Below are 22535 nucleotides of genomic sequence, written 5' to 3'. Positions count from 1 at the left end.
GTGCTCGATTATCTGGGCCGGCTCGATCATCAGGTGAAGATTCGCGGGTTCCGCATCGAACTGGGTGAAATCGAAGCACGGTTCGCACAACTCGATCATGTGCGAGAGACCGTGGTGATTGCGCGTGAAGGCAAGCTGATCGCGTACGTGAGCGGCGACGCATCGTTCGATGCGCGACAAGCGAAGACGCAACTCGCGAGCAGCCTGCCGGATTACATGGTGCCGTGGCGCATCGTCGTGCTGGATGCCTTGCCGCTGAACGCTAACGGCAAGGTGGATCGCAAGGCGTTGCCCGCGCCATCGGCGGAAGTGGACGATGCGGAATGGCAAGCGCCCCAAAGCGCACTCGAAACGCAACTCGCGACGATCTGGTCGGAGTTGCTCGGCGTCGCGCGTATCGGTCGGAATGACAACTTCTTCGAGCTGGGCGGCGATTCGATCCTCGGCTTGCAGATCGTGGCGCGCGCGCGTCAGGCGGGATGGCTCTTGAGCGCGCGACAGGTCTTCGAGCATCAGACGGTCGCGCAGCTTGCGGCCGTCGCCAGCGCGGCGCGACACGAAGACCAGGCACAGCCCGACGACGACTCCGACGAGCCCTTCGTGCTGCTTCCGATTCAGTCATGGTTCTTCGATCGATCGATGCCATCGCGTCATCACTGGAACCAGTCGGTGCTGCTGGAGCGCGCGACCGAACCCGATCTCGCGCATCTCGAAGCGGCGTTGCAGGCGCTCGTCGCACATCACGACAGTCTTCGCCTGCGTTTCACGCAAACGAGCGCCGGCACGTGGCTGCAGCGTCCCGCCAAAGCGCAAGCCGAAACGATGCTGAGCATCGAAAACGCGGTCCGTCGAAGCGATATCGAACGCCTGTGCGACGCGGCACAACGCAGCCTCGACCTGAGCGACGGCCCGTTGATCCGCGCCATCGCGATGTCGATCGACGACGGCACGTGGCGTCTCCTGGTCGTCATTCATCATCTTGCGGTGGATGGCGTCTCATGGCGCATCCTGCTCGACGATCTTCAACTCGCCTGCGCGCAGCTTGCCACGGGAACGTCGATCGCATTGCCGCCGCATACCACTTCTTATCGAGCATTCGCACGCACCGTTCAAACGGCTGCGCGCGCCCCCGCGCTTGCCGCTCAACTCGATTACTGGCGTGAGGTGATAGCGGTCCCGGCATCGCTTCCCTGCGCAACCAACGACGCGAACGTACCCGCGCGCGCCACGGCGATACTCGACCGCGACGCCACGCGTGTCCTGCTGCAAGATGCCCACGCCGCCTACCGCACGCAAATCAACGACCTCTTGCTGACCGCGACGGCCCGCGTGCTATGCCGCTTCGCCGCTGTCGACACACTGCGCATCGACCTCGAAGGCCACGGCCGCGAAGCACATTTTGGCGATGCCGATCTGAGCCGCACGGTCGGCTGGTTCACGTCGCTCTATCCGGTCGCGCTGCGTCCCGAAGGCGATCTGCCTGCCGCGATCAAACGCATGAAAGAGACGCTGCGCGCCGTGCCCGACGCGGGCCTCGGCTTCGGCATGCTGATGTATCTCGGCGACGACACGCAACGCGCAGCGCTCGGCGATGCCACCAACAGCGATGTCGTCTTCAACTATCTCGGCCAGTTCGGTGGCGCGCTGAACGCCGAATCGCAATGGCACCGCGCGAAGGAATCCACCGGCGCGTCACAGGACGAACGAGCCGTGCCCGCTCACGCGCTCGAAATTCTCGGACAGGTGAACGACGGCGAACTATCGATGACGCTGCTGCATCGGCAGGGCGATCGCTACGATGCCGCGACGCTCGAACGTCTCGCACGCGATATCGAAGCCGAACTGCGCGCGTTGATCGCGCATTGCACGAGCGGCGCACGCGGCATCACGCCTTCCGACGTGCCGCTCGCCGCGCTCGATCAGCCCGCCCTCGACGCGCTGCCGCTCCAGGCAGCGAACTTCGCCGATATCTATCCGCTCGCGCCGATGCAAACGGGCATCGTGTTTCATAGCTTGCTCGGCGCGCAGTCGAACGCTTATGTGAACCAGTTGCGCGTGGATATCGACGGGCTCGACCGCGCGCGTTTTCTCGCGGCGTGGGAGTCGGTCGTCGCGCGACACGACGTGTTGCGCACGGCCTTCGTGCAGCTCGACGACGCGCCGCGCCAATGGGTCGCGCGCGTTGCGAGCGTGCCCGTCGTCGAAGAGGACTGGCGCGGCCGCGATGCGCACGACGCCGCGCTCGATGCGCTCGCTCATGCGCAACTCGCGCAGCGGTTCGATATCGCGCAACCGCCGCTCATGCGCATCGCGCTGGTTCGCACGGGCGAGCGGCGGCATCATTTCGTGTGGACGTTTCATCATGCGCTGCTCGATGGCTGGAGCATGGCGCAGGTGCTCGCCGAAGTGCTGCGGCACTACGAAGGCGCGCGCGCCGATGCGAAGCCGCGTCGCTATCGCGACTTCATCGCGTGGCTGCACACGCGGGAAACGGAACGACACGAAGCCGATCACTGGTGGCGCACACTGCTCGCGCCGCTCGAAGGGCCGACGCATCTCGCCGCGTCGCTGCCGCGTCCGTCCGAAAGCGCCGATGCGACCTTCGGCGAGCTGCCGCTCACGCTCGATGCCGCGCGCACCGCGCGTCTCACGGACTTCGCGAAGCATCGGCGCGTCACGCTGAACACGCTCGTGCAGGCCGCGTGGCTCATCCTGCTGCAGCGCTACACCGGCGCGCGCACGGTGAGTTTCGGCGCGACGGTCGCGGGCCGGCCCGCGTCGCTCGAAGGCGTCGAACGGATGGTCGGTCTCTTCATCAACACGATTCCGGTCGTCGCAACGCCCGAGCCGCAAATGAGCGTCGCGCACTGGCTCGATGCGATTCAGCAGCAGAGCCTCGCGTCGCGCGAGCACGAGCACGTGGCGCTGTACGAGATTCAGCGTCTCGCGCGGCTCGAAGGCGGACAGGCGCTGTTCGACAGCATCCTCGTGTTCGAAAACTATCCGCTCGACGACGCCTTGCGCAGCTCGTCCCACGGCGGTCTCGCGTTCTCGGGCATCCGCGCGCGCGAGCAGACGAGCTATCCGCTCACGGTGTCGGTCACGCAGCGGCCCGGCATGCCGGATGCGGGCTTGCGCATCGACTTTTCCTTCGCGCGCGACGCCTTCGACGAAGCGAGCGTCGCGGGCATCGCGAGGCATTTGTCGAATCTGCTCGATGCGCTCGCGCTCGATCCATCGCGCGCGCTCGCCGATATCCCGATGCTCGGCGCAGACGAAATCGCGCATGTGCAGCGCCTCGGCGCAGACGGCACGCCAACGCTCGACGCGACGCCGGTGCACGAACGCATCGCGGCGACCGCGCGCGCGCATCCGGACGCCTGCGCGCTGGTGGCCGGTTCCGAATCGATCAGCTACGGCGAACTCGAGCGCCGGGCGAACCGCCTCGCGCATGCGCTGCTCGCGAACGGTGCCGGAGCGGAGTCGCGCGTGGGCATTGCGCTCGCACGTTCCATCGACATGATCGTTGCGCTCTTCGGCGTGTTGAAGGCGGGCGCCGCGTACGTGCCGCTCGATTCTTCGTATCCGGCCGACCGGCTCGCGTACATGGCGCGCGACAGCGGCGTGCGCATCGTGCTGACGTCGGCGGCGGCATCGCTCGAAGGCGTCGTCGCGCTCGATGTCGCGCGCTGCGCCGAGGCCTTTTCCGATGCCGATCCGGGCGTCGCCGTAAGCGGCGCGCAGCTTGCCTACGTGATCTACACATCGGGATCGACGGGCTCGCCCAAAGGCGTCGAGATATCGCACGCGGCGCTCGCGCGGCATACGCAGGCCGCGATGAACCTGTCGCGCACGAGACCCGGCGATCGCGTGCTGCAGTTCTCGACGTTCAGCTTCGACGCGTTTGTCGATCAGCTCTTTCCCGCGCTGTGTGCGGGCGCCGCCGTCGTGCTGCGCGACGACGCGCTGTGGGACAGCGCGCGCTTCCTGCGCGAAGTGCGCGAGCGGCGCATCACGATCGCCGATCTGACGACCGCGTACTGGAACACGCTCGCGCTCGACTTCGCCAACGATGCGAGCGCGCGCGACGCACTGACGACGCTTCGGCGCGTCCAGGTCGGCGGCGAAGCGATGTACGGCGACGGCGTGCGCGCATGGAAGGCGGCGGGTCTCGGGCATATCGAATTGGTCAATCTGTATGGCCCGAGCGAAGCGACCGTCACCGCGACTTCGTTCGATTGCGCGCCCTGTCTGCACGGCGATGCCGACGTCCCGGCGCGCATTCCGATCGGAAAGCCCATCGACGGACGCCGCGTCGCCGTGCTCGATGCGCATCTCGCGCCGGTGCCGGTCGGCGTCGCGGGCGAGCTTCACATCGGCGGCGAACTGCTCGCGCGCGGCTATTGCGGGAAGCCCGCGACGACCGCGGAGCGCTTCATCCCGGACCCGTTCTCGACAGGCGGCGGCCGGCTGTACCGGACCGGCGACATCGTGCGCTGGAATGCGCGGGGCGAGCTGGATTATCTCGGGCGCGTCGATCATCAGGTCAAGGTGCGCGGCTATCGCGTGGAGCCGGGCGAAATCGAGGCGCATCTGCTGCGCATGCCCGGCGTGCGCGAAGCGGCGGTCGTCGCGCGCGCGACGGCGGGCACGACGCGCCTCGCCGCCTTCGTCACCGCCGATGCAAGCACCACCGACCTGCGCGCGCGACTCGCCGCCGAGCTTCCCGGCTACATGGTGCCCGCGACGCTCACGGTGCTCGACGCGATGCCGCTGAATCCCGCGGGCAAGATCGACCGGCATCGCCTGCCTTCGGACGATGAACCCGACGACGAACGCACGTTCGCGCCGCCCGAAGGCGAGTTCGAGCGCGCGCTCGCGCAGACGTTCGGCGACGTGCTGCGCGCGCCGCGCGTGAGCCGCCACGACACGTTCTTCGCGCTGGGCGGCGATTCGCTCGCCGCGATGCAGGTGCAATCCGCGCTGCGCCGCCAGCGCATCGAAGCGCCGTTGCCGGTGCTGATGAGCAATCGCCCGCTGCATGAAGTGGCCCGCGCGCTGCAGGACGCACAAGGCGCGGATGAGCGTATCGCGGCCGATGCGGCGTCGATGCTCGACCTGATTTCCGAGCTTTGAAGGAGGTCGAAAAACGACAGCGTTACTTCGCATGAATGCGAATCATTTGCAATTATTGGTATGACTCGGTTATAGTCCCCGCGGATGTTTCCGAGCGTTTTTATCCGTTTTCGCGGCGCATTGACCTCCGTTTGCGACGCGATATCTTCAATAACGTAAGTTTTTTGAAAAGAAAGGCTGGGCATGAGACCGCGCAGTTATAAGAACGTCATGGCAAGAGGAGAGCGGGCGCATTCGCCCCAGATCGGGCACGGCTTGCGCAAGCGGAACATTGCGATCGCCGCGCTCGTGCTGTTCGGCGGCGCCGCGCATGCGCAGAGCGCGGATACGTCGAATGCCGGTGGCGCGAATCAGCAGCAACTGAATCCCGTGCTCGTCACGGGCGAGCGCGACAAGGAAACCGCGACGAGTCCGGTCGAAGGCTACGTGGCCCGCCGCAGCGGGACGGGCACCAAGACCGATACGCCGATCATCGAAACGCCGCAGTCGATCTCGGTCATCACCGCCGATCAGATTCAGGCGCAAGCCGCGCAAACCGTGGGCGAGGCGTTGCGCTACACGCCCGGCGTGATCGGCGAGCAGTTCGGCGGCCTCGACTCGACCGTCGATTACTACACCGTGCGCGGCTTTCAGCAGACGATGCCTTTCGTCGACGGCCTCTCGACGCAAACCTTCTTCACGGTGCTCTCGCCGACCTACGACACATACGGACTCGAGCGCATCGATATTCTGCGCGGCCCGGCTTCGGTGCTCTACGGCCAGAACATTCCGGGCGGCATGGTCAACCTCGTCACCAAGCGTCCGACCGCCGAGCCGCTGCACGAAGCGTCGATCGAAGTCGGCAGCCGCGGGCTCGTCGGCGGGCGCGTCGATGTTTCCGGACCGGTGAACAAGGACGGCACGCTGCTGTATCGCTTCACGGCGGATTCGAGCAGCGAAAGCACGCAGACGGCCTTCGTGCAGGACAAGCACATCTACGTCGCGCCCGCGCTGACCTGGAAGCCGAACGCCGATACGACCTTCACGCTGCTCTCGCACTTCAGCTACCGCGACACGGGCCGCCAGAACGTCGATCTGCCTGCCGTCGGCACGCTCTTCGGCAGTCCGTTCGGGCGGATCGGCACGGGCACGTTCCTCGGCGAGCCGGAGTTCAACGAATATCGCCGTACGGACGAGGCGATCGGCTACGAATTCGAGCATCGCTTCAGCGATATCCTCACGGTGCGCCAGAACCTGCGTTACTCGCATACGCATCTGAATCAGCAGATCGTCGGCGATGCGGGCCTCGAAGACGATCTCCAGACGCTCGACCGCTACGCGTACGCGGCTCGCGCGAGCGCCAACGTCTTCACCGTCGACAACCAGGCGCAGTTGCGATTCGGCACGGGACCGCTCGAACATACGGTGCTCGTCGGACTGGACTACACGCGCTCGGTCGATAGCTGGGACGAGCGCGACGCGCTCGAAGTGCCGTCGATCAACGCGTATGCGCCGGTGTACAGCGGCGCGAGCAGCATCGTGCTGCCGGATTCGCCGGACTTCAGCGTGCACGACACGCTCAATCAGCTCGGCCTGTATGCGCAGGACCAGATCCGCTTCGGCAAGCTCGTCGCGACGCTCGGCGTGCGGCAGGACTGGACCAGCACGAAGCAGTACGACAACGTCGCCGGCATGAATTCGCAGTCGAACGATGCGAACCGCTTCACCTACCGCACCGGTCTCGTCTATCTGTTCGACAGCGGCTTCGCGCCGTACGTGAACTACGCGACTTCGTTCCAGCCGGGTCTCGGCACCACGTTCGACGGCTCGTCGCTCAAGCCGACGACGGGGCAGAGCGTCGAGGCGGGCGTCAAGTTCCAGCCGAAGAACCAGAAGAGCTTCGCGATGCTCTCGGTCTACAACATCAAGCAGAAGAACGTCGTCGAGCCGGACTTCGATCATCCCGAAGGCAACTTCGTCGTGCAGACGGGCGCCATTCGCGTGCGCGGCGTCGAATTGTCGGGCGTGGCCGATCTCGGCAGCGGCTTGAGCCTGACCGCCGCGTACACGTACATGGACGGCAAGATCACCGACAGCGATCAGGGCTACGCGGGCAATCGCGCGGCGAACGTGCCGCACAACATGGCGAGCCTGTGGCTCGACAAGACCTTGCAGACGGGACCGCTCAAAGGACTCGGCTTCGGCGGCGGCATTCGTTATATCGGCTCGCAGTACGGCGATCAGGCGAATACGCTCAAACTTTCGTCGACGACGCTCGTCGATGCCGCGATTCACTACGACATCGCGCACTGGCGCTTTCAGCTCAACGCGCAGAATCTGTTCGACCGCATTTACGTGAACTGCCAGAGCGAGACGTACTGTAGTTATGGCCTGCGCCGCAGCGTGGTCGGACGCGCGACGTACCAGTGGTAATCTGCGTGCTTCGCGCATTGCAGCCCCGCAGTTGAAAGACTCGACGCCGGCGCGGTTTGCCGGCATCGCAGAAGGAGAGCATCGATGTCGCTAATCTGGTATCTGATCCGCAATTCGCGCTGGACCCTGCTCGTCGCCATGGTCACGAGCGTGATGAGCGGCCTCGCGAGCGCGGGTCTCGTCGCGCTCATCAATCAGGCGCTCGGCGCGTCGCGCGAAACGCTCGGCGAACTCGGCCTCGAGTTCCTCGCCTTGAGCATTCTGGTGCTCGTCACGCGGGCCGTTTCGTCCACGCTCTTCATGAAGCTCGGCCAGAACGCCAAGGCGACGCTGCGCATGGGCACGATCCGGCGCATCGGCGCGGCGTCGTATCAGCATCTGGAGAAGCAGGGCGCGTCGCGCGCGCTTTCGGTGCTGACCGCCGACCTCGATTCCATCGTCGTGTTCTTCGTGAGCCTGCCCAATCTCGCGATGCACGGCGCGGTCATCGCAGGCTGCCTGATGTATCTCGGCTATCTGTCGTGGCAGATCCTGCTGTTCGCGATCGTCACCATCTTCCTCGGCTCGCTGGGTTTTCATCTGGCGAACACGCGCGCGGAGTTTCACCTGCGCGCGTCGCGCCGCCGCGAAGACGATCTCGTGAAGTATTTCCGCGCGCTCTTCGACGGCGCCAAGGAACTCAAGCTGCATCGCAATCGCAAGGAAGCCTTCATCGACGACACGCTCGCCACCAACGTCGAAGCGGTGCGCGTGCAGAGAACGCGCGGCTACGTGCTGTACGCGGCCGCCGCGAGCTGGGGCAGCTTCATTTTCTTCGCGTTCATCGGCTGCGTGCTGTTTCTGCTCACGCGCTTCTACCCCGTGCAAGGTCCGGTGATGTCGGGCTACGCGATGATCTTCCTCTACATGATCATGCCGATCGAAGGCTTGCTTTCCGCCTTGCCGAGCATCAGTTCCGCGAAGGTGGCGATCGAGCGGATCAACGCGATCAACGCCGATTTGCCGCCCGAGAACACGCTGCCCGCGAGCGACGCCGCCGCGTTCGACAGCATCGCGCTGGAAGGCGTCACGCATCGCTACTACCGCGAGCGCGAGGACGAAGTGTTCACGCTCGGACCGATCGATCTCGCGTTCCGGCCGGGCGAGCTCGTCTTTCTGATCGGCGGGAATGGCAGCGGCAAGACGACGCTCGCGAAGATGCTCGTCGGCCTCTACGCGCCCGAGGGCGGCCGCATCCTGCTCAACGGCAAGGCGGTCGGCGAAGCGGAGCGCGATATCTACCGGCAGCATTTTTCCGTGGTGTTCAGCGATTTCTATCTCTTCGAAGCGCTGCACGGCCTCACGCTCGACGGCCTCGATGCGCGCGCGCAGGCGCTGCTCGAAGCGCTGCATCTGGATCACAAGGTGAAGATCGAGAAGGGCGTGTTCTCCACCACCGATCTTTCGCAAGGGCAGAGAAAGCGCCTCGCGCTGCTCGTCACGTACCTCGAAGATCGCCCGTTCTACGTGTTCGACGAATGGGCCGCCGATCAGGATCCCGTTTTCAAGGACGTGTTTTATCGCCGGTTGCTGCCGGACCTGAAGGCGCAGGGCAAGACCGTGCTCGTGATCTCGCACGACGACCGCTATTTCCATCTCGCCGACCGCTATGTGAAGCTCGATTACGGTCAGCTTGTAGAGGAAGGCCGTGGCGATGAATTCGCTCACGCGCACGAACGCGTCTCGCTGGGGTAACGCCGCGAAGTGAAGACCCGTCAGAACCCGCTGGACCCGAAGCGCCGTCGCATGCTGGGGGCACTCGCGCTGCTTCCCGTGGCATCGCGCGTGCGCGCGAGCGTGCCGCCGCGCGTCGCGTCGCTGAGCTGGGCGGGCGCGCAGATTCTCGCATCGATCGGCGCGCCGCCGATGGCGCTCACCGAGCTCGACAGCTATCCCAAAGTCGGCGCGCTGCCGCCGATGCCGTCGAACGTGATCGAACTCGGGTCGCACAGCGAGCCGAATCTCGAACTGCTCGCGCAACTCGCGCCCGATCTCATCGTGATCGATCAGGATCAGTCGAATCTCGAAGCGCAACTCCAGCGCATCGCGCCGACATTCGTCATCGACATCTACGATTCGCGGCGCGGCAAGCCGTTCGCGCGGGCGGTCGAGGAAACCGGACGGCTCGCCGCGCGGCTCGACCGGGTGGCGCAGGCGCGCGCCTATCTCGATGACGTCGATCGCCAGCTCGACGCACGCGCCGCGACCGTCGCCACGCTCGACGCGCCGCCGGTGCTCGTCGTCGATCTGTACGACGACGGCCGCCGCTTCTTCGTGTACGGCCCGAACAGCATGATTCACGACGTGATGACGCGGCTGAACATCGCCAACGCGTGGCGCGGCGACACCGACAGCGGCTGGGTGCTGCTCAACGTCGAAGATCTCGCCTCGATGGGCCACGCGCAAATGTTCTACATCAGCCACGGCGCGCGCGACCGCATCGCGCTATCGAACCTGTCGCGCAGCCCGCTGTGGCGCAGCCTGCCGTTCGCATCGCAAGGGCGCTTTCATCCGCTGCCGGGCTTTTTCACGTACGGCGCGGCTTCGTGCGCGACGCAATGCGCCGACGGCCTCACGCAAGGTCTCGTCGCGGCGACGCGGCGCGGGAGCCGGGCGAATGGCTGAAACCGTCGCCATGAGCGCCGCGCCGCGCCGCCTGCGCATGCATCCCGCGTGGCTCGTCGCGGTGCTGATGGCCTGCGCGTTCGCGCTGGCGCTGCGTCACTTCGCCGATCTGTTGCCCGCGAACCTGTGGTGGCGCGCGTTCGTCGATCCCGATATGCGCGATCTGCGGCAGATCGTCGTGCATGAAAGCGTCGTGCCGCGCATCGCGGTATGCCTGCTCGGCGGCGCGCAGCTCGCGCTGGCGGGCGCGATCTTCCAGCAGGTGCTGCGCAATCCGCTCGCCGAACCGACGACGCTCGGCGTGTCGGCGGGCGCATCGCTCGCGCTCACGGTCGCGACGCTGTTCGCGCCGCAGTGGCTCTTCGGCGGTCAGCAATGGGTCGCGCTCACCGGCGCGGTCGCCTCCGTGCTGCTCGTGCTCGCGCTTTCGTGGCGGCGGCGCCTCGCGCCGGTCGCGCTGATTCTCGCGGGCTTGATCGTCACGTTCTATTGCGGCTCGCTCGGCGCGGTGCTCACGCTGTTTCATCGCGAGACGCTGCAATCGCTTTTCATGTGGAGCGCGGGCTCGCTCGCGCAGAACAACTGGGATGCGCCGCGCACGCTGCTGCCGCATCTCGCCATCGGCGCCGTGCTGGCCGCCGCGCTCGTGCGGCCGCTCACGATGATGTCGCTCAGCGATGCCGGCGCGCAGTCGCTCGGCGTGTCGCTGCGATTCGTGCGCGTGTCGGCGCTTGCGCTGGCGGTGTTCCTGAGCGCATCGGTGGTGGCGTCGGTCGGCGTGATCGGCTTTCTCGGCATGCTCGCGCCGCTCGTCGTGCGGCTCGCGGGCGCGCGCCGTTTCCGCTCGCGCCTCGTGTGGGCGCCGCTCTTCGGCGCGGCGCTCCTGTGGGTCACCGACGAACTCGTACAGATGATTCCCGGCGGACGCACCGGCCTGCCGACGGGCGCGGTGATGTCGCTGCTCGGCGCGCCCTTCGTGTTCTGGCTGCTGCCGCGTCTGCCCGCGCTGCCCGATACGGTCGATCTCTCGGCAGACGCAACCGGGTTCCGGCGCGTGCATCTGCCGCGCTGGATCGCGCTCGGCGTCGTGTTGCTGGCTGCGTCCGTCGTGCTCGGATTGTCGCTGGGCGGCTCGACGCACGGCTGGACCTGGGCGCGCGGCGCGAATTTCGATGCGCTGCTGCCGTGGCGCGCGCCGCGCGTCGCCGTCGCGCTTTCGGCGGGCGCGATGCTCGCGCTCGCGGGCGCGATCCTGCAGCGCGTGACCGGCAACTCGATGGCAAGCCCCGAAGTGCTCGGCATCTCGGCGGGGGCGTCGCTCGGCGTGATCGCGCTCGCGTTCGTCGCGCCGGAAGCGGGGCGTCTGCTCCAGACCGGCGCGGCCGGTGCGGGCGCGTTCGGCGCGCTCGTCGTGATGCTCGCGGCCGGCCGCCGCTATCACTTCGCGCCGGAGCGCATGCTGCTGCTCGGCGTCGCGCTCGGCACCGCGTTCAGCGCACTCGTGAGCGTGCTGCTCGCCACCGACGATCCGCGTCTCACGAACCTGCTCGCGTGGCTCTCCGGCTCGACCTTCGGCGTCACCGCGCACGATGCGATGTTCGCGTGCGCCGCGCTCGTCGTGTTGATGGCGGCGGCGCTGTTCTTCGCGCGCTGGCTCGACATTCTGCCGCTCGGCGACACGGTGTCGCGCAGCCTGGGCGTCGGGCTCGGCGCGAGCCGCATTGCGCTGATGCTGCTCGCAGCCGTGCTGACCGGCGCGGCGACGATGGTCGTCGGCCCCTTGAGCTTCGTCGGTCTGATGGCGCCGCATCTCGCGCGCATGCTCGGCTTCCGGCGCGCGGCGGCGCAACTCGCGAGCGCCGCGATTCTCGGTGCGCTGGTGATGGTCGTCGCCGACTGGCTCGGGCGCAACATGCTCTTTCCGTATCAGGTTCCGGTGGGGCTGCAGGCGACGCTCGTCGGCGGGCTTTATTTCATGTGGCTGATGCTGCGCGGACGCACCGCGCCTTGAACTATCGATGACCTCAGATCTCGCGGCCCGCGATGGCCTCATCTACCAGATCGACGATGCGTCGTTCTCGCTCGGCGCGCGCGTGCTGCTGCATCCGCTGCGCCTCACGTTGCCCGCGCGGCGCGTGTGCGGTCTCATCGGGCATAACGGCTCGGGCAAGAGCACGCTGCTCAAGCTGCTCGCACGCCAGCAGGCGCCCACGAGCGGCGCGATCCGCTTCGCCGGACAGCCGCTCGCGAGCTGGGAGAACCGCGCGCTCGCGCGCAAAGTGGCGTATCTGCCGCAGCAGCCGCCCGCCGCCGATGGCATGACGGTGCGCGAACTCGTGTCGCTCGGGCGCTATCCGTGGCACGGCGCGCTCGGGCGTTTCGGCGTGCGCGACGGCGCCAAGGTGCTCGAAGCGATGGAACTGACGGATGTCGTGCGCTTCGCCGATCGCGCCGTCGACAGTCTTTCGGGCGGCGAGCGTCAGCGCGTGTGGCTCGCGATGCTGGTCGCGCAGGACAGCGACTGCCTGCTGCTAGACGAGCCCATTTCCGCGCTCGACATCGCGCATCAGATCGAGGTGCTGGGGCTCGTGCGCGAACTGAGCGCGAAGCGCGGGCTTTCCGTCGTCGTGGTGCTGCACGACATCAACATGGCGGGCCGCTTCTGCGACGATCTCGTCGCGCTCAAGGGCGGACGTCTTCTGACGAGCGGGCCATCGGCCGATCTGATGCGCGCCGATACGCTCGAAGCCATCTATGGCATTCCGATGGGCATCGTCCCGAACCCGCGCGGCGGCACGCCGATCAGCTTCGCGCACTGAGAGTCCGGTACTTTTTATGCATCGATCGTTTCACATTGCCCGCGCGCTCGTCATCGCCGCCGCCTTGATTGCAGGCTGCGCCTCGCACACCGGTTCCAGCGGTCCCTATCAGGTCACCGTATCCCGCACGAGCGACGGCGTTCCGCACATCCGCGCCGACGACTGGGGCAGCTTGGGCTACGGCGTCGGCTATTCGCAGGCGCAGGACGATCTCTGCACGCTCGCGGATTCGTTCGTGACCTGGCGCGGCGAGCGCTCCGCGAACTTCGGCCCGGAAGCGCGCGCGACGGCGCCTTCGTCGTTCGGCCAGCCGCGCAATCTCGACGCCGATTTCTTCTTCCGCCTGATGGCCGACGACGCGGCCGTCGCACGCTACAAGGCCGCGCAGCCGGCAAAGCTTCGTCAGATGATCGACGGCTTCTCCGACGGCTACGACCGCTACGTCGACGAGCTGCGCAGCGGCCGCTTTCCCGGCGCGCATGCGCAATGCGCGAGCGCGCCGTGGGCCGGCCACATCACGAGCGACGATGTTTATCGACGGCTCATCGCGATCAGCCTCGCGGGCGGCGCGGCGCGCTTTCTCGAAGGTATCGCCAACGCGGCGCCGCCGGGCGCGGGCACGCCGGCGCCGAAGCCCGCGCAGCAAGTGTCGATGAACGTCGGCGGGCATGTCGGCATCGGCAGCAATGCGCTCGCGTTCGGCGGCGCGCGCACGCCGGACGGCAAGAGCCTCCTCTTCGGCAATCCGCACTGGTTCTGGAGCGGGCCGGACCGCTTCTATCAGGCGCAACTGACCATTCCGGGCCAGCTCGACGTGGCCGGCGTGTCGTTCCTCGCGGTGCCGGTGATCGTGATCGGCTTCAATCGCGATATCGCGTGGACGCATACCGTGTCGCAGGCGCGGCGTTTCGGCATGTTCGAGCTGAAGCTCTCGCCGGGCGACCCGACGCGCTACGTGTACGACGGCAAGGAAGAACGCATGCAGCCGGTGCGCATCACGGTCCAGACGAAGGATCGCGCGAGCGGCGCGCTCGTGCCGGTCACGCGTACTTTGTATCGCTCGCGCTTCGGGCCGCTCGTCGATCTTTCGGCGATGTCGCCCGCGCTCGCGTGGAACGCGCAGCATGCCTTCGCGCTGCGTGACGTGAACGCGGACAACGCGCGTGCCTTCGAGAACTTCCTCGCGTGGAATCAGGCGAAATCGCTCGACGATTTCATCGCGATTCAAAAGCGCTTCGCTGCGATGCCCTGGGTCAACACGTTCGCGATCGGACGTGACGACCGGCGCGCGTGGTTCGCCGATATCGGCGCGGTGCCGAACGCGCCCGACACGCTCGTCGCCGCGTGCACGACGCCGCTCGGCAAGGCTTTCGACGCGAAGGCGCCGGGCGTGCCGTTCCTCGACGGATCGCGTTCCGCATGCTTCTGGGATCGGGGCGACCACAACGCAATGCAGGACGATGCGCTTCCCGCAGCACGCATGCCGAGCCTCGCGAGCGTGGATTACGTGGGCAACTTCAACGGCAGCTACTGGCTGACCGATCCGCGCACGCCGCTCACCGGCTTCGACAGGGTGACCGGCGAAACCGGCACGGAGCAGTCGCTGCGCACGCGGCTCGGCCATGCGCTCGCCGCACGGTTGATCGCGCAGCCGGAGGGCGTGACGCGCGCCACGCTCGAACGCGCGGTGCTCGACAGCACGTCGATGTCGGAGCGATTGTTCCGCCGGCCCTTGCTCGATACGGTGTGCCGGCCGGGCAGCGAGCCGCGCGCCGTCGAGATCGCGCGGAAGGACGGGCAACGCAGTGTCGTCGATCTCGCGGAGCCGTGCCGCGTGCTGCGCGACTGGAACGGCACCGCCGCCACCGATGCACGCGGCGCGAATCTCTGGGACCAGTTCTGGCGGCGCGCAAGCGAGATACCCGACGCGCAACTGTATTCGACGCCATTCGATCCGCAGCGGCCGCTCGCGACGCCCGCCGGACTGCAAGGCATGAACGCGGCGCTGGCGAAGGCATTGGCGGACGCTGCGCTCGCGCTGAAGCGCAACGGCTTTGCGCTCGATTCCACACGCGGCGATGTGCTGTACGCCGTCGATGGCGACGCGAAGATTCCGCTGTACGGCGGCTGCGATCCCGAAGGCTACTTCACCGTGGCTTGCCCGTTGCACGAGTTGAACAGGGAAGGGCTGAAGCTCGATCGCGATGCGCATGGCAACAGCTACGTGCAGGTCGTCGGATTCGACGCCGATGGTCCGCATGCCGATACGCTGCTCGCGCATTCGGAGTCCGACGATCCGGCATCGCCTCATTATCGCGACGGCACGCGGCGCTATGCCGTGAAAGCGTGGTCGCGCTTCGCTTTCAGCGAGCGTGAGATCGAATCGTCGCCGGGGGTGATGTCGAGTACGCTGACCGGTATGCGTTCGGTTATGTCGTCGATCGTTATGTCGCGCGAACTCAGTCTTTCTAATTGATTCGGAATGCATATGTTTTTGCCGTCGTTCGTGTCGCGCGAAGGGCTTTAGTCGTCGCCGGCGATTCCCGCGCTCGTGTCGAAGGCGTTGGTCTGAAATCGAAGGCGGCCGCGCATCACGGCTATCATCGCGTGTGTAAGACCGCTTTCCTTCTGATCGCAATTCAAATACCATCTCCCGATTTCGCTAAAAAAGCGAATTCCCACAATAACTTTCCGAACGTATGGCATATCAAAGCTTCGAAATCGCTCGGCTTCGCGCACAGCAGGAAGCGATAGACAAACAACTCGCCGAAGTCAAAGAGCGCGAAACGCGTCAGGTGCTGATCGAAATGGTGGCGAAGATGCGCGAATACGGCATCTCCCTGAACGAACTGATGGGCCGCAAGCCGGGCGCTCAGCCAGACGAACCTTCAGCGAAGTATCGCGATCCGGTGAGCGGTTTGACCTGGAGCGGACGAGGACGCACCCCCGGATGGATCGCCGGCAAGGACCGCAACGAGTTCCTGATCGACAGACATCCCGCCGCACGGCCCGACGTGCAACCGGCACTGTTTTCCGAGCGGCAATAGGCTTCTGAAGGCGACGTGATACACCGGCTAGGAAGCACCGGCTTCGACTTTATGGCGCCGCCGGCTTTCTGTTTCTGCTGAAGCGATGGGGGCCGGTCGGTCAGGAACCGACGCCGGTACTCGGTTGGCGTCGTTTGCTTCGCAGCCTTGAACTGCCGGTTGAAATCGGCGACATTCGTAAAGCCCGAACGCGCAGCGATGAAGGAAACGTTGCAGCCTCGTCCCGAGCGCTGAAAGCGCGTGCTCACGAGGATGCGCCAACACCTCGATCGTTTTGACTATCGACGAGTATGTTAGCCGCCTAATCGAGCCGTTCGCGTGTAACAAGGCCGCTCACCGCGTCCCATTGCCCGGGCGTCATTCTTTGCACGATGACGCCGACGATCCAGATATGCCCTTCCGGATCTTTCGCGCGATACGTCCGCTCGCCATAGAACTGCGTGGCCGGTTCCATCAAGATCGACGCGCCCGCCGCGCGCGCGTGCTCGCAATGTGCGTCGATATCTTCACCTTCCGCAAGCTGCACATGCACCGATTGCGAGTTCTTGCCGTCGATGGAACGCGGGCTGCGATGATCGTCGCTCCATTCCCGGCCGATCATGACGACAGAATCGCCGAAGGTCATTTCGGCGTGGACGAACTCGTCGTCGGCATCGAGGATGACGAAAAGCGGCTTCAAACCGAACGCCGTTTCTAGAAAGCGGAACGCGGACTTCGGATCCCGGTATGAAATCGAGCTCGACAAACCTTTGCTGCGAATGAGTTCCTTCATGTCGATTTTCTCCTTAGCGAAGTATTCAACAATGGTCCAGAATTGCACATTCGACGATGCGAATCCCCTCCACCATAACGATGCGCACGGAGACGTCAATGACCAAGGTAAAAGTAGCCGGCTTCAGCGTTTCGCTCGATGGCTTCGCTGCGGGAACCGATCAGAGCCTGGAACATCCGCTGGGTCTGCGAGGCGAAGCGCTTTTTCAGTGGTTCTTCCCGACGCGGACTTTTCGCGAAATGCAGGGACAAGAGGGCGGCGAGACCGGCCACGATGACAGCTTCGCCCGGCGCGCGATGGAAGGTTTCGGTGCCTTCATCCTCGGTCGCAACATGTTCGGACCCGTTCGCGGGGAATGGCCAGACGACCAATGGAAAGGATGGTGGGGCGACGATCCGCCGTATCATGCGCCGACTTTCGTGCTGACACATTACCCGCGTCCGCCGATCGAGATGCTGAGCGGAACGACATTTCATTTCGTTTCCGAAGGCATCGAAGTTGCGCTGCAAAGGGCACGCGAAGCGGCAGGCGCAAGGGACATCAAGATCGGCGGCGGAGCCGCGACGGTGAAGCAATACATCCAGGCTGGCCACGTGGATGAAATTCACCTCGCATTGGCTCCAGTCGCGCTCGGCCAAGGGGAATCGCTCTTTGGCGGCCTGGATCTGCCCGCGCTGGGATACCGGACGGTCGAGCATGTTCCGACGGACCGGGCGACGCACATCGTCCTCGCGAAGGCGCGCCCCATGCACGGCTACTGAATACTGTCCAGCGCCTTGGCAAGCCTGGCCACGGTCCCTTCGACATCGCGCAGCTTGTCCAGACCGAACAGTCCGATGCGAAAGGTCTTGAAGTCTTCCGGCTCGTCGCATTGAAGCGGGACGCCGGGTGCGATCTGCAAGCCGGCGTCGGCGAACTTCTTGCCGGATCGTATTCCGTCATCGTCCGTGTAGCAGACCACGACGCCCGGCGCCTCGAAGCCTTCGGCCGCCACGCTCTTGAAGCCTTTGTCCGCGAGCAGTGAGCGAACGCGCTTGCCGAGTTCAAGCTGTTCTTTTCTCACTACGTCGAAACCATATGCTTCGGTCTCCTTCATGACGTCACGCAAGATCGCGAGACCGTCCGTGGGCATCGTGGCGTGATACGCGAACCCGTTGTTCTCGTACGCTTCCATGATTTGCAGCCACTTGCGGAGATCGCAGGCGAAACTGGTGCTGGTCGTCGAATCGATTCTTTCGCGGGCGAGCGGGCTGAGCATGACCAGTCCGCAGCAGGGTGAAGCACTCCATCCTTTTTGCGGCGCGCTGATCAGGACATCGATGCCGCTGGCTTGCATGTCGACCCAGACCGTTCCGGAGGCGATGCAATCCAGCACGAACATTCCGCCGACGGCATGAACCGCGTCGGACACCGCGCGCAGATAGGTATCGGGCAGCATCATTCCGGATGCGGTTTCGACATGCGGTGCAAAGACCAGATCCGGCTTGCTTTCCTCGATGGCGGCGACCACTTCTTCGATTGGAGGCGGCGCATAGGCGGCCTGTCTGCCTTGCCCGACCGGACGCGCTTTTAAAACGATCGATTCGGCGGGAATGCCGCCCATGTCGAGAATCTGCGACCAGCGGAAGCTGAACCAGCCATTGCGGATGACCAGACACTTCTTGTTCGTCGCGAACTGCCGGGCAACGGCTTCCATGCCGAATGTCCCGCTGCCCGGGACGACCACGGCCGACTTCGCGTTGTAGACTTTTTTCAGGAGATCGGAGATGTCGCGCATGACGCCCTGGAAGAGCTGCGACATGTGATTGATCGATCTGTCGGTGTACACGACCGAGTATTCGAGGAGTCCCTCGCGGTCGACATCGGGAAGTAAGCCTGGCACGTTCGCCTCCTGTGATAGCCGAATTTAACGTTCAGAAGGAGATTCTAACGAAAGCGCGTGCGGTGGAGGTTAAGCGTGCTTTCCGCTGTGTCGCGGGCCGACGTTCGAGTGCTGCCGGCTTGGCGGGCGAGCGTGGCAGGCAGTTTCAGGGAGGCGTTGCTGATCGTCACTGTCGAACAACGTGCGCGACGCGTGTATATGAACGCGTCGGCAAGGAGCGGTCGCGTGCTCTTCGGTCGCTCCGATGCGCAAGGCAGTCGGTGCCAGTGCACCCATGTGTGCCGCCAGAGCGCGACACACGAATCACGACTGAACCGCCGTCAAGTAGCCGCTTTCACTTACGGCACAGGAACAGCAATAGCGAAACCACACTCACCGACCACGAGGATGCGCAAGAAAAAAACGCACCATCTCCGCGCTGGCATCGGGTCCGGCGGGGTCCGTGTAACTGCCGTTCGACGAACCGCCCGACCACGCATGCGGCGCGCCGTGAATGGTCCACGATTCCGCGGGTATGCCTTCGGGCGACGTCATGCGACGGACCGTATGCTTGCGTGCGCCGGTATCGATGGAAGAGGAATGTCCTGATGCAGCGTTGTTCAGCGTGAATCCGCGTAACAGTCCGGTTGCGTTGACGTGATGTACCGTCGTGTCGGCATCGCCGTGAAAGACGATCAATGGGCATTGTGGCTTCGACGTGTCCACGGCTTTCGCCTTCGGCTTGCCGCCGCGCATGGCCGCGAGCGCGGACGGCAGATCGTGCGCGCATCCGACGGGAAGGCCCGAATGGACGCCCGCCGCCGCGTACAGATCGGGGTAGCGCTGCGCCATGATGGCCGCCATCGCGCCGCCGGCCGACAGCCCCGCCACATACACGCGCCTCGGATCCACGTTGTTGAGCGCCATGATCTCCCGCGTGATGCCCGCGATCAGCGACGGCTCGCCCTGATCGCGTTGCTGATCCGACGGCTTGAACCAGTTCCAGCACTTGGACGTATTCGCGCCCTGCGGCTGAATCGGATACGCGACCAGGAAGCCGTGGGTTTCGGCGAGCGCGTTCATCTGCGTGCCCGCTGCGAAATCGTCGGCGTCCTGCGTACAACCGTGCAACATGACGATGAGCGGCAGCGGCTCGTCGCGATAGCCGCTCGGCACGTAGAGCTTGTAGCCGCGTTGACCTGCGGCGTTCGTGTATCGCCGGGTGCTGAAGTGCCCGCGATCCTGCACGTCGGCGTCGGTTTGCTTCGGGTGCGAGGGGCGTCGCGCGTGAAGGACATCGGCGAAACGCGTGCGCGTTTTTTCGATGCCGTCGTCGTGGCGCGTGCGTGCCACATTCGTCTGCTCGCCACGCATGGCGCGCTTCACGATCTCCGCCGCCGCGGCGGGATCGTTCTTGCGAAAGAGCGCGAACGCCTCTTTCATCGAGTCGAGAAAGCCTTCGTTGAGTTTCATGTTTTCCGTTGCTGAATATTGGGTGAGGTCGTTACCGGATACGATCCGCCAGCGCAGCCTTGACTGCCGGCGACGCATGCAGCGCGCCGCGAACCAGAATGGAGTCGATGGTTGCCAGCGCGAGTTCGGGCGATACGTCGCCGGCGATGCTGGCCAGACCGAGCACCTGAATCTTGAGCCGCTGATTGGCCGCGCGCGTGGCTTCGAGGTCCTGCTTCGAAAAGTACTGGAGCCCGAGCACCAGTTCGCGTCGCGTCACGGTGTCCTTGACCACCGGCGCATGTATCGACAACTGATTGCGGATCGCCGTCCGGATGAGGTCCGTCCGGTTCGAGTAAAAGCCTTCTTCCACGAGCAGATCGATCTGACCCAGATCGACCGGGCCCAGATTGATCGTGATTTTTTCCGTCTCGCTGCCCCGCGAGCGATCGACAGGTTCTTTCGCCATATAATCCTCTTACCTTCCTGATACCATCCATATGGATGGTTATAGGCTGATTTCAAGAGGGCGTCAACGAAAGAATCCCGTTGCGAGCTTCAGGCTTCGGCAGGGATGTCGCGTCTGGCGTTCCTGCGCAGGACATCGGCGGACACGCCATAGGTTCGAACGAACGCGCGACGCATGCGCTCCCTGCCCGCGAAGCCCGTCTCCTGCGCCACGACGTTGATCGTATGCCGGCCCTGCTCGATCATGAATCGCGCCGCTTCCAGCCGAAGGTGCTCGACGGCTTTCGCCGGCGATTGACCCGTTTCGGCCAGAAACGCCCGGCTGAATTGCCGGGGGCTGAGGTTGGCGACATCCGCGAGTTCGTCGATGGTGAGCGGATTGCGCAGATTGCGCCGTATGTACGCGAGCACCGATTCGATCCGGTCTGACTTCGGTGTCATCTCGAGCAGGGCCGAGTGTTGCAGTTGCCCGCCCAGCCGTCGCTGATTCATGACGAGGAGTTTCGCGACCCGCTTCGCGACATCGGGACCGAGATCGTTATCGAGCAGCGCCAACGCAAGGTCGATACCGGCCGTCATGCCCGCGGAGGTCCAGATCGGACCGTCGTTGATGAAGATCCTGTCCTCTTCCGTCATCACGTCGGGGAAACGTGCTCTGAATTCGGACGCATGCGCCCAATGCATCGTCGCGCGCCGGCCGTTCAGCAGGCCCGCTTCGGCAAGAACGAACGCGCCGCTGCAGATGGAGGCAACGCGCCTCGACGCCTTCGCGGTCTTTTTCACCAATGCAATCAGGGCCGGGTCGAAGGGCGGAATCTTCATCTCGGTGACCGAGCCCACGATGACCGTGTCGAAAGCCGTCTCTCCGAATGCCGTGGTTTGCAGCGTCATTCCGCTAGAGGATTCGACGGGACCGCCGTGTACGGACAGCAGACGAATGTCGTAGCACGGGCCTTCCGGAGTCATGTTCGCAAGTTCGAACGCGGTGAGCGCGGCCAGGCTCATCAACTGGAATCGCTGCGGCACGATGAAGCCGATCCGGTGCATATCCGCTCCTGCTTTCCCTGTTCCGGACGCGGCCCGAACAGGCGCGATCCCGGTCGTGTTGCCAGCTAATGAGCTGAATAAAGAGTATCCGCGCGCAAGCGGCGGATGGCACGAATGGTGGCAACAACGACATACATGCCAGTGGCTCGCAGCGTTATGGTACAGGCACTTCTTCCACCGCTGTGGAGCGACGACAAGTCGAAAAACACCCGGTCCGCAGCCGCCCGTCCGCCTGCGGACCTGGAACGCTCTGCCTGAAGATCAACCGGGCGACTTCGCCCAACCACCTGGGAGTGAGCAGAATGGACTTCAACGATGTCATGCTCGAGCGCAACGCCGGGTTCGCAGAAACGGCTTTCTCGTCGGAACTCAAGATGATGCCGTCGACAGGAACGGTGATTGTCGGCTGCGTCGATCCGCGCGTGGACCCGGCGCACGTGCTCGGCCTGAAGCAAGGCGAAGCGGCGGTGATTCGCAACGTCGGCGGCCGGGTCAACAAGTCGTTGCTCGAAACGCTGGCCGTGCTGGCCGTCGTCGCGAAAGCGGCGGGACGTCCGGAGGGCGCTCGCAAACTGGTTCTGCTCCAGCACACGGACTGCGGCATCATCGGTTGCTACAAGCATGCGCCGGCCTTGTTGGCCAAGCATCTCGACGTCGAAACGGATGCGCTCGACGAACTCGCCGTGACGGAGCCGTACGAAGCGGTCGCGCTCGACATTGCGGCGCTCAAGGCGAACACGGAACTGCCGGACAGCCTGATCGTGTCCGGGCTGGTCTACGACGTCAAAACCGGTCGAGTCAAGACGGTCGTTCCTGCCGCGCCGCTGCGCGCGCCCGCAGCCTGAACGGCGACGCTA

15 protein-coding genes and 1 pseudogene are annotated in these 22535 nt (G+C 65.0%); 10 read left to right on the top strand and 6 right to left on the bottom strand.

Features of this window, described 5'->3' with window-relative positions:
- The 8 genes from NOV72_RS27740 to NOV72_RS27705 all read left to right on the top strand — a co-directional run.
- On the top strand, window positions 1-5136 hold a 5136-nt coding region (locus tag NOV72_RS27740; protein ID WP_146150054.1), incomplete at its 5' end, for a non-ribosomal peptide synthetase.
- 210 nt (window positions 5137-5346) lie between these two features.
- Window positions 5347-7548 (top strand): TonB-dependent siderophore receptor, encoded by a 2202-nt coding sequence (locus NOV72_RS27735; RefSeq protein WP_181291176.1) that lies wholly within the window; start codon window positions 5347-5349, stop codon window positions 7546-7548.
- Between the two features lie 84 nt (window positions 7549-7632).
- Window positions 7633-9282: a cyclic peptide export ABC transporter gene (locus NOV72_RS27730; RefSeq protein WP_106857725.1), complete on the top strand. Its 1650-nt coding sequence runs from the start codon at window positions 7633-7635 to the stop codon at window positions 9280-9282.
- A 51-nt stretch (window positions 9283-9333) separates the two neighbouring features.
- Window positions 9334-10212, top strand: a complete 879-nt coding sequence (locus NOV72_RS27725) for an ABC transporter substrate-binding protein (RefSeq protein ID WP_146150053.1) — start codon at window positions 9334-9336, stop codon at window positions 10210-10212.
- On the top strand, window positions 10205-12223 hold the full coding sequence (gene fhuB / locus NOV72_RS27720) for a Fe(3+)-hydroxamate ABC transporter permease FhuB (protein WP_245933182.1): 2019 nt from the start codon (window positions 10205-10207) through the stop codon (window positions 12221-12223). The genes NOV72_RS27725 and fhuB overlap by 8 nt, the downstream gene beginning before the upstream one ends.
- 7 nt (window positions 12224-12230) lie before the next feature.
- A complete protein-coding gene (locus NOV72_RS27715) occupies window positions 12231-13031 on the top strand; it encodes an ATP-binding cassette domain-containing protein (RefSeq protein ID WP_106857723.1) in 801 nt (266 codons plus the stop codon).
- 16 nt (window positions 13032-13047) lie between these two features.
- Entirely contained in the window at window positions 13048-15507 is a 2460-nt protein-coding gene (locus NOV72_RS27710) for a penicillin acylase family protein (protein WP_106857722.1), read from the top strand.
- 319 nt (window positions 15508-15826) lie between these two features.
- Window positions 15827-16078, top strand: coding sequence for an H-NS histone family protein (locus NOV72_RS27705; protein ID WP_425428790.1), 252 nt, complete (start codon window positions 15827-15829; stop codon window positions 16076-16078).
- A 56-nt stretch (window positions 16079-16134) separates the two neighbouring features.
- On the opposite strand, the pseudogene NOV72_RS32885 reads toward NOV72_RS27705, so the two are convergent.
- Both NOV72_RS32885 and NOV72_RS27695 read right to left on the bottom strand, forming a co-directional pair.
- Window positions 16135-16287: pseudogene (locus tag NOV72_RS32885) on the bottom strand (AraC family transcriptional regulator); the annotation flags it as partial.
- 92 nt (window positions 16288-16379) lie between these two features.
- Window positions 16380-16850 carry a VOC family protein gene (locus NOV72_RS27695; protein WP_106857720.1) on the bottom strand — a complete coding sequence of 157 codons (471 nt, stop codon included), beginning with the start codon at window positions 16848-16850 and terminating at the stop codon, window positions 16380-16382.
- 98 nt (window positions 16851-16948) lie between these two features.
- Here NOV72_RS27695 and NOV72_RS27690 point away from each other — a divergent pair, with 98 nt between their 5' ends.
- The gene (locus NOV72_RS27690) at window positions 16949-17611 is read left to right on the top strand and encodes a dihydrofolate reductase family protein (RefSeq protein ID WP_106857734.1); all 663 of its coding nucleotides are present in this window, start codon (window positions 16949-16951) and stop codon (window positions 17609-17611) included.
- Here NOV72_RS27690 and NOV72_RS27685 read toward each other — a convergent pair.
- From NOV72_RS27685 to NOV72_RS27670, 4 genes are all read right to left on the bottom strand, one after another.
- On the bottom strand, window positions 17605-18732 hold the full coding sequence (locus NOV72_RS27685) for an aminotransferase class V-fold PLP-dependent enzyme (protein WP_106857719.1): 1128 nt from the start codon (window positions 18730-18732) through the stop codon (window positions 17605-17607). The two genes, NOV72_RS27690 and NOV72_RS27685, sit on opposite strands and share 7 nt — an antisense overlap.
- A gap of 372 nt (window positions 18733-19104) precedes the next feature.
- The gene (locus tag NOV72_RS27680; RefSeq protein WP_106857718.1) at window positions 19105-20184 is read right to left on the bottom strand and encodes an extracellular catalytic domain type 1 short-chain-length polyhydroxyalkanoate depolymerase; all 1080 of its coding nucleotides are present in this window, start codon (window positions 20182-20184) and stop codon (window positions 19105-19107) included.
- Window positions 20185-20215: 31 nt separating this feature from the next.
- Window positions 20216-20632 (bottom strand): CopG family transcriptional regulator, encoded by a 417-nt coding sequence (locus NOV72_RS27675; RefSeq protein WP_106857717.1) that lies wholly within the window; start codon window positions 20630-20632, stop codon window positions 20216-20218.
- An 89-nt stretch (window positions 20633-20721) separates the two neighbouring features.
- Window positions 20722-21678, bottom strand: a complete 957-nt coding sequence (locus tag NOV72_RS27670) for a GlxA family transcriptional regulator (RefSeq protein WP_106857716.1) — start codon at window positions 21676-21678, stop codon at window positions 20722-20724.
- A 302-nt stretch (window positions 21679-21980) separates the two neighbouring features.
- On the opposite strand from NOV72_RS27670, the gene NOV72_RS27665 reads away from it, so the two are divergent.
- Window positions 21981-22523 (top strand): carbonic anhydrase, encoded by a 543-nt coding sequence (locus tag NOV72_RS27665; RefSeq protein ID WP_106857715.1) that lies wholly within the window; start codon window positions 21981-21983, stop codon window positions 22521-22523.
- The last annotated feature ends 12 nt before the right edge of the window (window positions 22524-22535 follow it).

The organism is Caballeronia novacaledonica (genome assembly GCF_900258035.1).
GTDB classification, from domain to species: Bacteria; Pseudomonadota; Gammaproteobacteria; order Burkholderiales; family Burkholderiaceae; genus Caballeronia; species Caballeronia novacaledonica.
The sequence above is the reverse complement of the archived record's forward strand: the minus strand, read 5'-3'. Positions and strand labels throughout refer to the sequence as shown.